Raw genomic sequence first — 12,341 nt, 5'->3', positions numbered from 1 at the left:
CTGATAACCCGGCGGTCGTCGGTTCGATGAGCGCCGGGCTGGTTTGTTGGAAGCAAGGGAGCGATCATCGCCCACTGCTGGTCATCAAGCCAGAATTCTCCTGCCATGGTCCAAAACTCCCGTTAGCCAGGGCAGTGAATCATGCAGTAGCAATTCGATCAATTGCTTGATTGGGTTTCGACCCTAGTGCTGTTTCGCAGCGCCAAGGAAGATGACGAAATCGATCGCGTCGCGGACGGTGACCAGCCTCTCCAGGGAGGCATCGCTGATATAGACGCCGAACTCGTCTTCGATTGTTGTCGCCAACTGGGCGATTTCCAGCGAACTAGCCTCAAGGTCGCCAGCAAAGGAGGCCTCGTCCGTGATTGTCTCCACCTTCACGTCCAACAGTTCTGCAATAATCGCCTTCACGCGGTCGCTGACATCGGTTGCTGTGGTTTCCATCGACCCACTCCCGTGCCCACACGATAGCATGAATGGCGTCTAAACCCCGATAACGTCTATGCGAGGCGACATCGCCTGAGCGCGCTCGGGACCTGCCAGTTGTCCGCGAACTGCACCGTTTGCGCGGTCAACACCACGGTCGGGAGCAAACTCTCCGCCGGGCAGCGCCACCAAAACCATGTTGCCGCCAGTACTTCCACTGCACCGAGATCATGAAGTCGGTCATGCTGCGCCTCCCCCGCGCCCCGAAGAGCTACGCGAGCGGGCCTGCGAAAGGCGCAATCAAAAATCAGGCGATCCGTTCCAGCGCCGGCTTCAGCACGTCTGCACCTGCGGTTGGACAAAAGCGCGATTCAGAAATAAATATCACGGAATGATACAAATGGGGTCGAGCAAGAATTGAACATGTCGGTGCGTGCGATGCTGCGGCTAAGCCTCTTGTGCCACCTTGTCGTCGGATCGTCTCACGGCGCGTCGGTAGCTCAAGCTCAGAGGGAGGGGTCTCCACCCTGGGAACGGAAAGGGCGTGAGACAGGGCTCCCGGTTCCAAGATTCGTTTCCCTGAAAGCTGACAACGCGCGGATGCGCATTGGCCCTGCCTTCGAGTACGCCATTCAGTGGCTCTATCGGGCGCCTGGGCTGCCATTGGAAATAATAGAAGAATACGGAAACTGGCGGCAGGTACGAGATTGTGACGGGATTTCCGGGTGGATGCATCGGTCATTGCTTTCCGGCGCGCGTACCGCCGTTGTCGGACCGTGGCGCAACAGCATGGCATCCTTGAGCGAGCGACCGAGAAAGGATGGGCGCGAAAAAGCAAAACTCGAGCCCAGAGTACGAGTTCAAATTCTGTCGTGTTCACTGGCATGGTGCTATGTGGGAGCCGAAAACGGAAGTGTCAGGGGCTTTGTCGAAAAGTCCGCTTTGTGGGGCGTCTATCCACATGAGACGATAAACTGACATCGGCCCCTTCCGGCAGGCCCCTGGAGCAGTGGACGAAGCCGTCGCCGTTTTTGTGGCGCTGTTTGTTGACGCGGACGGCCTCGCCCTGCGACAAGGATGCGATGCAGGAACCGATCGCCATCGACGCGGAATACCTCACGAGCCGGCTGAAGGCGCTTCTCGCCATCCCGAGCCCGACCGGCTTTACCGACGAGGCAGTGCGCTACACCGCGCGTGAACTCGAAAGTCTCGGGCTGGAGGTCAAGCTCACCCGCCGCGGCGCGATCTGCGCCCGGCGCGCCGGTACTGTGGAACGGCCGGCTCGTGGCATCGTCTCTCACCTGGATACACTTGGAGCCCAGGTTAAGGCTCTGAAGGCCGAGGCATTCTGGTCCTTTACGCTTTACGACAACCAGACGCGCTCAATGCTGCAAACGCCGCAGAAATACCCGCGCGCCGGCAGTCAGAATTACCCATCGCCGATTATTTCGGCCCCACCCAGCCGAATGGAATAGCGCGGGGCAACTGGATCCAGACCGATCCCAACAAGGGCTGGTTCACGATTTTGCACCTGTACGGCCCGTTACCTTCGTTCTTTGATAAGACGTGGCGACCGAGCAAGGTCGAGCTTGTGAAGTGAGGACACCCGACAGCCCGACGGGCCATGTCGTCGAGAGTTGAAGCCGGTGAACTCCAAGGCGGGCAAGCAAGCAAATGACGACAAAAAAAGCTGGCCCCGATGAACGACGGGGCCAATTTGGACAAGTCGATCCACCACGTGGATCCGGTAACAGCCATTTAACGTCGAGAAAAGTCAAAAGTTCCCTCAGCCGCGCGTGCCCGGACCTCTCTAAGGTACTTGCGGGAGCGCAGCCACCAGAGTCCAGCGATGTCGGCGGCGGCGGAGCCACCGCGCTCCTTGGATAAACAACCTTGGCGCGTTCGCCAGTCTGCGCGGTGTCAGGGTACACGATCTGAACTGGGGAATTAGTACGGTGTGCTAACGAAGAACAGCGATTGTCAGCGCGAGATCCTCGGCCCCAAGGTGGTGGTTGCTTCGCGCGGCGATGATGCGGGCGACCACGCGGGTGCCGGATCCCGGCACGCGGAAAAGCGTGTCGCGGGAGGCGGCGATGACGTCGACCGGGACGTTTTGCCGGTTTTGCAGTGCCCAGGCTGTCTTCGGATCAAGCTCTAGATCCAGAAAGCCTCCTTGCATGCCGGTCGCGATATCAGCTTGTTAGCGCCGGCGCTTCCAGGGCCTCGCCGGGTCTGCACCAATTCCTTCAGCAGCGCATGGAGGATCGTGTGCAATATCGGTTGGCCTTGGAAATCGTCGTGCATCACTACTTGGGGTCGTGCCGGTCCAATAATCGCCCCTCGGCCTAGACCCATCCGATCGTTTCCGCCTAGTCTGTGTGGATGACCGCCAGAGGGTGGCATCGACAGAATGATTCTTAGCGGGAGGTAAGACATGAAATTGTTTTCGTTCAAGGCAGTGGCAGGAGCGGCGGTTGCCGTCGTGCTGATGTTCCAAGGCGCCACCGCCCAGGAAATGAAATTCTTCCGTATCGGAACTGGCGGCACCGCCGGCACCTACTACCCCATCGGTGGCCTAATTGCGAATGCGATCTCAAATCCCCCCGGCTCGCGCGCGTGCAACGAAGGCGGCTCGTGCGGCGTGCCTGGTCTCATCGCCACAGCTGTTGCCTCGAACGGCTCGGTCGGCAATGTCAACGCGATCAAAGGTGGCACGCTTGAGGCCGGCTTCAGCCAGTCCGACGTGGCCTATTGGGCGCAGACAGGCACGGGCCTGTGGGAGGGTCAGCCAGCGGTCGAAAATCTGAGGTTGATCGCCAATCTTTATCCCGAGAACATCCATCTTGTCGCGCGCAAGGATGCGGGCATCGCCTCGGTCGCCGATTTGAAGGGAAAGAAGGTCTCGCTGGACGAGCCGGGCTCAGGCACGCTGGTCGATGCGAAGATCATCCTCGAAGCGTTCGGTCTGTCGGAAGCCGACATTTCGCCGGAATATCTAAAGCCCGACCAGGCGGCTGATCGCATGCGCGACGGAGCGATGGACGCCTTCTTCTTCGTGGGCGGTTATCCGGCGGGTGCGATTGCCGAGTTATCCAGTCAACATGACGTGATGCTGGTACCAATTGCCGGGCCCGAAGTTGACAAGCTGCGTCAGACATACACCTTCTTTGCCACCGACAAATTTCCCGCAGGAACTTACAAGGGCCAGGATGCGGATGTGCCGACAATCTCTGTCGGTGCGCAGCTCGTGACGTCTGCCGAGCAGCCGGAAGAGCTCGTCTACGGCATCACGCAGGCGCTATTCAACGCGACGACGCAGAAGCTCTTCGCCGCTGGGCATGCCAAGGGCAAGAACATCACCCTCGACAACTCCGTGCAGGGGGCGGGCATCCCCTTCCACCCCGGAGCGGAGAAGTTCTATCGCGAGGCCGGCAAGGTGAAATAAGGGAGTTCTCCTCCTGGGGCGCGGTACGGCCGCGTCCCAGTCCCGGCGATAAGAGAACTCCAGGAGAAAATGCATGACGGATGAGACCCGGCAACTGTCCGAGCAGGAACTGAGGGATATCGAGGAAGAGTTCGATCCCGAATCGCGGTTCCGCACCGTACTTAGACCCGTAGCGATCATGGCCGGGGTCATCATGTTCCTGCTGTCGTCCTACCATTTCTATACCGCGGGTTTCGGTATCCCCCGCGCGACCGTCCATCGCGGCTTCCATATGGGAGTGACGTTGTTCCTGGTCTTCCTCAGCTTCGCAGCCTTCAACGCGGGGAGGACGCGAACCACGGGCCTCGTGATCCTCGGCTTGCCGGTTGTTGATTGGCTTTTGGCGATCGGCGGAGCGATCAGCGCATTTTATGTGCCCTGGATATACGACCAACTGCAGTTTCGCATCGGTAATCCCAACCAGATGGACATCGTTATGGGCACGATTCTGCTTGTAACGCTGCTGGAGGCCGTGCGCCGTTCCATGGGCTGGCCACTATCGGTTATTGCAGTTCTGTTCATCTGTTATGCCTTCTTTGGCCGATCGATGCCGGGAATTTTCGTCCATCCCGGCGCTGACTGGTCGGGGATCATCAACCACCTCTATCTTTCCTCGCAAGGGATCTATGGAACGGCGCTGGGCGTCATCGCGACATATGTCTTCCATTTCGTCCTCTTCGGCGTCATGGCGCAGAAAATTGGACTGGGCCAGTTGTTCATCGACCTGGCAACCGCCGTGACGGGGCGCTTTGCCGGCGGTCCAGCCAAGGTCTCGGTGATTTCCTCGGCGCTCTTGGGAACCATTTCCGGCTCATCCATCGCCAACACGGTGACAACGGGCGCCCTGACCATTCCGGCGATGATCAAAATCGGCTTCAAACGCCATTTCGCTGCTGCCGTCGAAGCCGCATCATCTACCGGCGGCCAGATCACCCCGCCGGTCATGGGCGCGGTCGCCTTTTTGATGGTCGAATATCTGGGCATGTCCTTGCGCACTATTCTGATCGCCGCGATCGTGCCTGCCTTCATGCATTTCTTCGGCGTGCTGGTCCAGGTGCACCTGGAAGCCAAGCGCCTTGGCATCCGCGGCTTGCGGCAAGAAGAATTGCCGAGGGCCTGGAAAGTGCTGCGCGAGGGCTGGCTGTCTGTTTTGCCGTTGGTGCTGCTCGTATGGATGCTGATGTCGGGCCGCACGCCCTTCCTTTCCGCTTTCTGGGCGATCAACGCCTGTATGGTGGTCTATGCGATCCAGATGGCAAGGGCTTCAGGTTTGTCCGTCGGCGCGAAGCAATGGGCGGCCGGAATCTATGAAGGGTTTGTTTCAGGCGCAAAAAGCTCGCTTTCCGTCACCGCCGCTGCCGCGCTCGTGGGAGTTGTGATTGGCGTGGTCACGCTGACCGGTATCGGCTTCAAGATCGCTTTCATGGTCACAAGCATCGCACAGTACTGGGCAGGCTCGGCGCATGACTTCCTTTCCTTTCTTCCGTTCGAATTGTTCAGCCTGCAGACCCTCGCACTCTTGTTCACCCTGATGATGACAGCTGCGGTCTGCATCCTGATGGGGTGCGGCATCCCGACCACGGCAAATTACATTATCATGGTTGCGGTAGCCGCACCGGTACTGGGCATGATGAATGTCGAGCCGCTGGTCGCGCATTTCTTCGTGTTCTATTACGGAGTCCTGGCGGATGTGACACCGCCAGTCGCATTGGCGGCTTATGCGGCATCGGGGATAGCCGGCGCGAACGCATTCAAGGCGGGTAACACAGCTTTCCGGCTGTCGATGGGTAAAGCGCTGGTGCCTTTCATGTTCGTTTTTTCCCCCTCGCTACTGTTGGTTACTGAGGGCTTCACGTGGAGTGCATTTGTGCTGACGTTCACCGGTGCGATAATGGGAATATTCTCGCTTTCGGCAGCGATTACAAACTGGCTGGTCGGCCCACTATCGTGGCTCGAGCGTTTGTTGCTGGCGGTCGCTGCGCTGCTACTGATCGCGCCCGAACTGGTCTCTACTTTGATTGGCGTTGCAGTTCTGGCGCTGATCGCGCTGCGCCAGACGCTGGCTGGCCGTGTAACCGCATCGAGCGAGATCTGAAAGATCCCGCCTCCGCCGGTCCGACGGCGGAGGTCAGGCAGCCGACGATCGACATTCGATTGGGGCGCATTGTACCCGGTCCTTGACCTCACGTTGCGTCAAGCAAATGGGGGATCGCTGCGCTTGATCGTTTCGACAACGCTCCCCGCCTTCCAGTTGTTGAACGCGCCAACTCATACGCGGCATGGTCGCCTCAACGAACGCGCTTGTACACGAGCACCCGTGACGCAGTTGCGTTGATTGAACTCAATTATGCATTGACCGTTATTGCTATGAAAACCCGTAGAGGAGGACGCAATGGAAGCGAAGCGCGATTTCGATGCAGAAGAGTTCGCGGAGCATCTTGCAGCGATGACCGACGATGAGCTGTTCGGCTTGATGCAAAGGCTTGAGGCGGAGAGCGAAAAAGTACCGACACAGGCGCGCGACACAAGCGAAGTGTTCGCGAAGATTGCGCTGGTTGAGACGGCGATCGGGGATCGTTTTCCTGGTCGGTTGATGGCGCCTTACAAGGAATGGCAGCTACGTCGCAGGAGCTAGGGGAGGCGCATGAGCGAGGCGGACTTCGGCCAGGCTTTAGATCATTTGGTCCCCTGGACTGAGTTCAAGTTGTCCACCGTCCTGTGCCAATTGAGACGTTTGAGTCATCCTGGCCCAGCATCCACTCCTGACACTTCGTGGGCGTTCCAGACCAACGGGAATGATGTGCCCCACGCGGGGGACACGACGCCGGCAGCATACCGCCTGCTTCGTTTCCCTTCGCCTTGAAAAGGGAAACGAACCGGAAGGTAACTCCCAGCGGCCTTCCGAAACGACCTACTCCACGCACCCTAAAAATACCACTATCTATACTGCAGCTGGAAAACTAGCGATGGCGGAACACGCGAGTTCAGAGCGATTGATTGGTCCTTTCGCGCCGCCCGGCCTCGAGCCTTGAACATTGCGCGAGGGCGCCACCGATCAGGAAATCGATCCGAACTCCATACTAATCGGTTCAATCAGGCTCAGGAACGCGTCACAACTGACATTGCCAGCCCAGCTGCTGCAAATGGCTATCGACCGTTCCTCGCTCACGGCGAAGGCAACATCGACAAATGTTCCGTCTTGCAAGCGGACCAGCTTCTGTCCCAACCATCCAGGCTGCAGGGACAGATGGGTTGCGATCATATTTGCGTGCGCCGAGCGCATCACATCTTCGCTGACACCCGCGCGCAGCCGAAATCGTCCGAACTCGATACCATCGCCCGGCTGCATCATCGCAAAACCATCGGCTGGAGCTGCATAGAATCGCGCTTCCCCAGATTCGCTGATCGTGTCGCGAAATTGCGCAAAATCGGGCGATGCTCCTACGATCTTTCCCGCGTCGTAGGCCACTTCAGCACAGTCCCACACGATGACGTCAGCACGCTCGGTTTGATCCTTGCCGCCGCTCAAAGGCAGCCAGCCTCCAAAGCCGGGAAAGGCCGCGGCACGATTGCGTGCGATATCACGCTGCTGGTCGGCCTCGCCCGCGTTGCCAATCTTGTAGGTGACGATTTCAATACGTTGGGTGGTCATCGGCTTTCGCTCCTTCTCGTCCTGAGATTTCAGGAATGCCGTTTCCTAGCGCATACCCCTGACACATTTTGTCAGGGGTATGATACAGGTCGGTCCATGAAGACAGTTCGCCTCTTTGCTCTTTTGGATCAATTGCGGGTCAGCCGGCATCCGGTCTCAGCCGAGGCGCTCGCGCAGAGTCTCGGCGTTTCGCCACGCACGATTTATCGCGATATGGCGAGCCTTCAGTCCATGGGCGCGCCTGTTCGCGGCGAATCGGGTCTCGGCTATCAGCTCGAGACCGGCTATTTCCTGCCCCCGCTACAATTTGGTCCCGATGAGATGGAAGCGATCGCGCTTGGACTGCGCCTTGTGATGGCGCGCGATCGCGCCGATCTGCACGATGCTGCAAAGCGGGCGGCCGGCAAGGTGGCGAGCACTGTTGGGCCGGAAGGCAAGGAGAGGTTCCAAACCCTGCCGCTGCTCGCCGTATCGCGGAAGCGAGCGACCGACGATCATGCCGCCAGATGGGGGAGCGTTGTTCGCAGAACGATCCGCGAGCGTCGCATTGTTGAATTGTCCTACTGCGACCTCGAAGGGCAGGGAAGCAACCGCCGAGTCCACCCGTTGGGACTGACCTTGTTCGATGATGTCTGGCTGCTGACGGCTTGGTGTGAGCTGCGAGATGACTTTCGAAACTTCCGACTGGATCGCATAGGTGGGATCCAGGAAACGGGCACTCGCTTCCGTTCTCAAAACGGACGGCGATTCACCGATTATCTCGCAACGCTATCATCACCTACCACCGTCCGATGAAACCAGGCTGCCTGATCCGGACGGTACCATCGGTCGATAGCATAGAACCCAAATCGTCGGTAAGCGTCCCCTATCTCCCGGACAGAGCGACGCGACACCCTTCGCAGACGCCACCGACGACATCACCTCACCAGCCGAGGCACGAAACCACGGTTCGGCAGGTCCCATTTCATTCCGGCGCAGAGCCGATACCAAGGACGACAGAGACGAGCGACACCAGCGACAAGGTGGTCATCACTGCTATTGGAAATTTTGGCGGACAGACGATGCGCCTCGAACATCTGGGAGAAGTGGCGATCGGAATAGGCTACAATCTGTGGTCATCACCGAGGAAAACCCTCCTTCAGGCCGGCGACAACATCCCGAGATAAGGGCTTGCTGAGGAATGCGGCGGCACTCGACTGAAGACAGCGCTCGCGCGTGCCTTCCGCCTCAGATCCGGTGATGACGATCGTTTTCATCACGATGCCGCGACGACTGAGTTCCTGCAGGAGCTCCAGGCCGGTCATGCCCGGCAGGTGCAGGTCGATCAATGCGCCCTGGGGCACCGCGTCGTCCCGCGAGAGGAGGAAGGCTTCGGCGGACGAAAAGGCGATCGGCTGGCCGGAGAGCGATGCAACGAGGCGCGAAAGCGCGCGGCGAACCAGTTCGTCGTCGTCCACGATGGCATTGGCTGGCGGTCGCTCGCTCATACCATAAACGAGAGCCGACGACGGTCCTGACCCCCATCTTCGCCATCATGCGGGAGTGGTGAACCTTGACGGTCTTTTCCACCGTACCAGGATCGCCGGCGATCTGCTTGTTCAGCCGGCTGGCAACCACGTGCTGCAACACTTCATCTTCACGCGCCGTAAGGCTCTGTAGCCTGGCCACTCCAGCTTTGAGGGATATGACAATGTGACGGACCTCCGGATACGCCAGATTGTTGACCGCAACTCTCGTGCTCCTGGTAAACCCTGTGCTCGCAATAGTCCAAGAAGTGTTACCTTCATGGAACGATGGCACCGCGCGCAACGCGATCGTGGATTTCGTGATCACGGTCACAAAGGACGGCTCGGCGTTGTTGTGAAGAGGAGCCGAACGCCGCTCGCGCCAAGGTGATTTGCGCGCGAGGCATTGCAACTGATACGATCGAACCTGCCGTATATCGGTAGAGCTCCTGTTTTCTCCTTGGGAATGGTGAGGGAGCCATTGGGTGAAGCGATCAATTTAGGTCGCTTCGCCCTTCTTTATGTTTCGGAGCAGAAACGAACGGTCGGCATCCGGAAGGGTCGATTTTATTCGAACATGGACTCGAGGGCGACGGGACGCGTTTCCCCAGCCCCGTTTCATTGATCACGGCCGCATCGAGATCGACTCTAGTATGGCTGAACGTTCCATCCCGACAGATTGTGAGAAGCAGTAGCCCCTAGCCAACTGCTACCCGAGAGGGCGGTCAATGGGCGATCGCCGCCTTAAAAGCAGTGATCCGCTCCAACAGGAGGTCGCGGTAGGCTGCGGCAGAAATGCCTCGATCTTCGACGCGCGTGAGGCCGCGCGAGACCGGCACTAAAAGATCGCCTTGCTGTGCTCCGCGAAGGGCATGCATGCTGCCGGCGTCACCACCTTGCGCACCAAGGCCCGGAGCCAAAATGATGGAGCGTGGGAGCAGCATTCGCAGCCGCCTTCCTTCGTGCGGAACCGTCGCTCCGATAACGGCACCAATTGGGTTCAAGCCTTCTTGATCACCGGCAAAACCTCCAATGAGATCGGCAACATGGTCGGAGATCAGTCGATTCCCCGTCATCTTGTCTTGTAGCCAGCCTGCGCCGGGATTGGACGTGCGGCAGAGAACAAAAAGGCCCTTGGCGTAGCGCTTTGCGGTTGCAACAAAGGGTTCGAGCGTATCTGGACCCATCAGCGGGTTTACCGTTAGGCAATCCGCTTCGAAGTCACCGCTTCCACCTTCCGAAGCCGGTGTCAGATAGGCTCGGGCATACGCGGTAGCGGTTGCTCCGATGTCGCCCCTTTTGGCGTCCAGTATCACTCCGATGCCGGCGGCCTTGGCCCGCTTCATGCCCAAGGAGAGCGCGGTGAGACCGGAAAGTCCGCACGCTTCGAAATAGGCGCTCTGAAATTTTACGAACCCAACCTGTCCTTCGATCGTATCTAAGACGAAATCGACAAAGCGGCCAATCCACGGAAGGCCGTCATCTTCCTCGAAGAATGCAGGAACATCCATCAGCGAAGGATCAATACCGGCAACTAGCTCGGTGTATCTGGCGGCATTGTCCTGAACGATTTCTACCCATGGAATTGATGACATTGCCCTGATTCCTACTGTCGCAAAGAGAACTGCAACGGTTCGCGTTGGCGTGACGAGCGCGTCATGTACCCCTTCAGGCAACACGTCAACTTTGCCGTGTTTCACGGATACACCATATTACCTGAGCAGCAAGAGCGGACTGGAAAAACCACCTGACCGGGTGCCGCAATAAGAGAACTACCCCCGGCAAGGTGGTCCGCTCGAGTGAGGGTGGAACAGTCGGGATCGAGTAGCCTCCTCACCTCGCCCCGCCGCGCCAGCGACCCGGCAACGTCAAGCAATCGGTGTTCAGGCCATCGAGCATCATCACAAGCGGGTGCGGTTCTTCTCAACTGTGGAGCTGGCCAACACGCCTGAGAAGGTTAGGCGCATGGACGTTTCCGACAGATTGCCAACCGTCTTTTTCATTCCGATCTCGTCATCCTCGACGAGCTTGGCTAGCTCTTGGACCAACTGATCGCCACATAGATACAATCTGGGCATGGCCACAGTATCTATGATTGTTATTTGGACGAGCGAACTGATCGCAAGATTCGGTCGATTAGGGCCGTCAACGGATCAAGCGTGGGCTGACAGCGCTCAGGATTGTCAGAACATCGTTCTCCAGCTTCTCGCAAAGATCATCGTATTCTTTGGCCCGTACGGGATCTGGGGCCGTCTGCTCGCGCAGTGCGTCGCGAGCCATGGCGGCTTTACCGTAGGCTTCGAGCAGATCGGTGATCGCAAGGAAGTTTGCATCAGCGATTTGTTTGCGATGTCTTGGCAAGCGCATCATCATTCGGGCTCTGCCGGTCCTCTCCATGTCCATTTCGCAACCCCGATCAACCGATGAATGCAGTGTCCTTCACTCTGGATTTTGCGGACAATCCACCGCAGCGCCTGACGCTGGCCGCCTCCAGCCGAGGCATTTTGCTAATATGAGAACGAAAAAGGGTGAAACGCCCAAAATCCTTTGGCTCGCTTCACCCCTACAAAACTTTAATTATCGCTGTGTGTCGTGATTGAAACATACCATCGGCCCTCGACCGCGCGCAAATCACCATGTCGCGAGCCTCTTTCGGCTATTGTGCACATCAGTGTGGGCGTCGGTTGCTACTGCGGCCAAAGCGACGCTCCATCATCAGCCCTACGAGCCAGTCTCGCAGATCAGTATTTTCGCGAAACTCGTCGAAATGCTCGATGGCGTAACCAAGTGTGTGTTCGGCAAGAGCGTCCGCCTCAACGGGTGAGGTCGTCAGGCTACGCGCCCATGCCAGTAGCTCAGGCAGCCATGCAGTGATTTCCTCGTCGCGAGGGGAAGGCTGCGGCGGACGATCTACAAAAAGACATACGTTGCTGATCTTCTGTTCAAGTTCCCAGGCATTTCGCGTGCCGTTCATGTAAAACTTGAGCGCATATCGCGCCAGGCATTCACCTTCCTGACTGAAGTGAGAAATATGACGTTGGTCCACGACCTTTTCAAAAGCGGTAGAAACAACATTGAAGCCATTGGGGAGAAGATATCCAGAGTGCGGACGATCAATCATTGCGCAATCCTCCGGTTGGAGCGATCTTCCAGTCGCCGGAGCCCTCATCGTAGTCCGACGATCTATCAATTATGCGGGTCGCGTCCCCACAAGTGGTGTAGCTGGGCGGTAGCGAAGCCGCTCGCGAGCGCGCCCTCGACAGCGCCGTAGCGA

12 protein-coding genes and 3 pseudogenes are annotated in these 12,341 nt (G+C 58.3%); 7 read left to right on the top strand and 8 right to left on the bottom strand.

The window, feature by feature from the left end:
• Positions 1 to 183: 183 nt before the first annotated feature.
• Positions 184 to 444, bottom strand: a complete 261-nt coding sequence (locus tag C1A35_RS35195; protein WP_158665285.1) for an acyl carrier protein — start codon at positions 442 to 444, stop codon at positions 184 to 186.
• A gap of 405 nt (positions 445 to 849) precedes the next feature.
• Here C1A35_RS35195 and C1A35_RS35190 point away from each other — a divergent pair, with 405 nt between their 5' ends.
• The 3 genes and pseudogenes from C1A35_RS35190 to C1A35_RS36965 form a co-directional block, all read left to right on the top strand.
• Positions 850 to 1,404: an SH3 domain-containing protein gene (locus C1A35_RS35190; RefSeq protein ID WP_104668858.1), complete on the top strand. Its 555-nt coding sequence runs from the start codon at positions 850 to 852 to the stop codon at positions 1,402 to 1,404.
• A gap of 104 nt (positions 1,405 to 1,508) precedes the next feature.
• Positions 1,509 to 1,763: pseudogene (locus tag C1A35_RS36500) on the top strand (osmoprotectant NAGGN system M42 family peptidase); the annotation flags it as partial.
• Positions 1,758 to 2,026, top strand: a pseudogene (locus C1A35_RS36965) (DUF1214 domain-containing protein); the annotation flags it as partial. The pseudogenes C1A35_RS36500 and C1A35_RS36965, both read left to right, overlap by 6 nt.
• Before the next feature lie 360 nt (positions 2,027 to 2,386).
• Here the strand turns inward: C1A35_RS36965 and C1A35_RS35180 are convergent.
• Positions 2,387 to 2,605, bottom strand: a complete 219-nt coding sequence (locus C1A35_RS35180) for a hypothetical protein (protein ID WP_104668857.1) — start codon at positions 2,603 to 2,605, stop codon at positions 2,387 to 2,389.
• Positions 2,606 to 2,860: 255 nt separating this feature from the next.
• Between C1A35_RS35180 and C1A35_RS35175 the strand changes: the two genes are divergently transcribed.
• The 3 genes from C1A35_RS35175 (at position 2,861) to C1A35_RS35165 (ending at position 6,545) form a co-directional block, all read left to right on the top strand.
• Positions 2,861 to 3,871 carry a TAXI family TRAP transporter solute-binding subunit gene (locus C1A35_RS35175; RefSeq protein WP_104668856.1) on the top strand — a complete coding sequence of 337 codons (1,011 nt, stop codon included), beginning with the start codon at positions 2,861 to 2,863 and terminating at the stop codon, positions 3,869 to 3,871.
• Between the two features lie 73 nt (positions 3,872 to 3,944).
• Positions 3,945 to 6,005, top strand: coding sequence for a TRAP transporter permease (locus tag C1A35_RS35170; protein ID WP_104668855.1), 2,061 nt, complete (start codon positions 3,945 to 3,947; stop codon positions 6,003 to 6,005).
• A 297-nt stretch (positions 6,006 to 6,302) separates the two neighbouring features.
• A complete protein-coding gene (locus C1A35_RS35165; protein ID WP_104668854.1) occupies positions 6,303 to 6,545 on the top strand; it encodes a hypothetical protein in 243 nt (80 codons plus the stop codon).
• A 420-nt stretch (positions 6,546 to 6,965) separates the two neighbouring features.
• Here C1A35_RS35165 and C1A35_RS35160 read toward each other — a convergent pair whose 3' ends face one another.
• Positions 6,966 to 7,562: a hypothetical protein gene (locus tag C1A35_RS35160; RefSeq protein WP_104668853.1), complete on the bottom strand. Its 597-nt coding sequence runs from the start codon at positions 7,560 to 7,562 to the stop codon at positions 6,966 to 6,968.
• A 96-nt stretch (positions 7,563 to 7,658) separates the two neighbouring features.
• Here C1A35_RS35160 and C1A35_RS35155 point away from each other — a divergent pair, with 96 nt between their 5' ends.
• Complete coding sequence (locus tag C1A35_RS35155; protein ID WP_104668852.1) at positions 7,659 to 8,357, top strand: helix-turn-helix transcriptional regulator; 699 nt, start codon at positions 7,659 to 7,661, stop codon at positions 8,355 to 8,357.
• A gap of 323 nt (positions 8,358 to 8,680) precedes the next feature.
• On the opposite strand, the gene C1A35_RS35150 is transcribed toward C1A35_RS35155, so the two are convergent.
• From C1A35_RS35150 to C1A35_RS35125, 5 genes and pseudogenes are all read right to left on the bottom strand, one after another.
• Positions 8,681 to 9,049, bottom strand: coding sequence for a response regulator transcription factor (locus C1A35_RS35150; protein ID WP_104668851.1), 369 nt, complete (start codon positions 9,047 to 9,049; stop codon positions 8,681 to 8,683).
• 37 nt (positions 9,050 to 9,086) lie between these two features.
• Positions 9,087 to 9,230: pseudogene (locus C1A35_RS36960) on the bottom strand (LuxR C-terminal-related transcriptional regulator); the annotation flags it as partial.
• A 562-nt stretch (positions 9,231 to 9,792) separates the two neighbouring features.
• Positions 9,793 to 10,662: an orotidine-5'-phosphate decarboxylase gene (pyrF, locus tag C1A35_RS35140; protein ID WP_104668850.1), complete on the bottom strand. Its 870-nt coding sequence runs from the start codon at positions 10,660 to 10,662 to the stop codon at positions 9,793 to 9,795.
• 550 nt (positions 10,663 to 11,212) lie between these two features.
• Positions 11,213 to 11,440, bottom strand: coding sequence for a hypothetical protein (locus tag C1A35_RS35130; protein ID WP_158665284.1), 228 nt, complete (start codon positions 11,438 to 11,440; stop codon positions 11,213 to 11,215).
• A gap of 295 nt (positions 11,441 to 11,735) precedes the next feature.
• Positions 11,736 to 12,188: a hypothetical protein gene (locus tag C1A35_RS35125; protein ID WP_104668848.1), complete on the bottom strand. Its 453-nt coding sequence runs from the start codon at positions 12,186 to 12,188 to the stop codon at positions 11,736 to 11,738.
• Positions 12,189 to 12,341: the final 153 nt, after the last annotated feature.

Origin of the sequence: Ensifer adhaerens (assembly GCF_002940685.1) — a bacterium.
Taxonomy (GTDB): Bacteria; Pseudomonadota; Alphaproteobacteria; order Rhizobiales; family Rhizobiaceae; genus Ensifer; species Ensifer adhaerens_E.
This window is presented reverse-complemented; position numbering and strand designations above follow the sequence as displayed.

What these genes read in the sequence shown, in the direction of transcription:
- C1A35_RS35175 (WP_104668856.1), top strand. Translation starts at nt 2,861, where the DNA reads ATGAAATTGTTTTCGTTCAAGGCAGTGGCAGGAGCGGCGGTTGCCGTC.
- C1A35_RS35130 (WP_158665284.1), bottom strand. Translation starts at nt 11,440, where the DNA reads ATGATGATGCGCTTGCCAAGACATCGCAAACAAATCGCTGATGCAAAC.
- C1A35_RS35170 (WP_104668855.1), top strand. Translation starts at nt 3,945, where the DNA reads ATGACGGATGAGACCCGGCAACTGTCCGAGCAGGAACTGAGGGATATC.
- C1A35_RS35195 (WP_158665285.1), bottom strand. Translation starts at nt 444, where the DNA reads ATGGAAACCACAGCAACCGATGTCAGCGACCGCGTGAAGGCGATTATT.
- C1A35_RS35155 (WP_104668852.1), top strand. Translation starts at nt 7,659, where the DNA reads ATGAAGACAGTTCGCCTCTTTGCTCTTTTGGATCAATTGCGGGTCAGC.
- C1A35_RS35125 (WP_104668848.1), bottom strand. Translation starts at nt 12,188, where the DNA reads ATGATTGATCGTCCGCACTCTGGATATCTTCTCCCCAATGGCTTCAAT.
- pyrF (WP_104668850.1), bottom strand. Translation starts at nt 10,662, where the DNA reads ATGTCATCAATTCCATGGGTAGAAATCGTTCAGGACAATGCCGCCAGA.
- C1A35_RS35180 (WP_104668857.1), bottom strand. Translation starts at nt 2,605, where the DNA reads ATGCAAGGAGGCTTTCTGGATCTAGAGCTTGATCCGAAGACAGCCTGG.
- C1A35_RS35160 (WP_104668853.1), bottom strand. Translation starts at nt 7,562, where the DNA reads ATGACCACCCAACGTATTGAAATCGTCACCTACAAGATTGGCAACGCG.
- C1A35_RS35165 (WP_104668854.1), top strand. Translation starts at nt 6,303, where the DNA reads ATGGAAGCGAAGCGCGATTTCGATGCAGAAGAGTTCGCGGAGCATCTT.
- C1A35_RS35150 (WP_104668851.1), bottom strand. Translation starts at nt 9,049, where the DNA reads ATGAGCGAGCGACCGCCAGCCAATGCCATCGTGGACGACGACGAACTG.
- C1A35_RS35190 (WP_104668858.1), top strand. Translation starts at nt 850, where the DNA reads ATGTCGGTGCGTGCGATGCTGCGGCTAAGCCTCTTGTGCCACCTTGTC.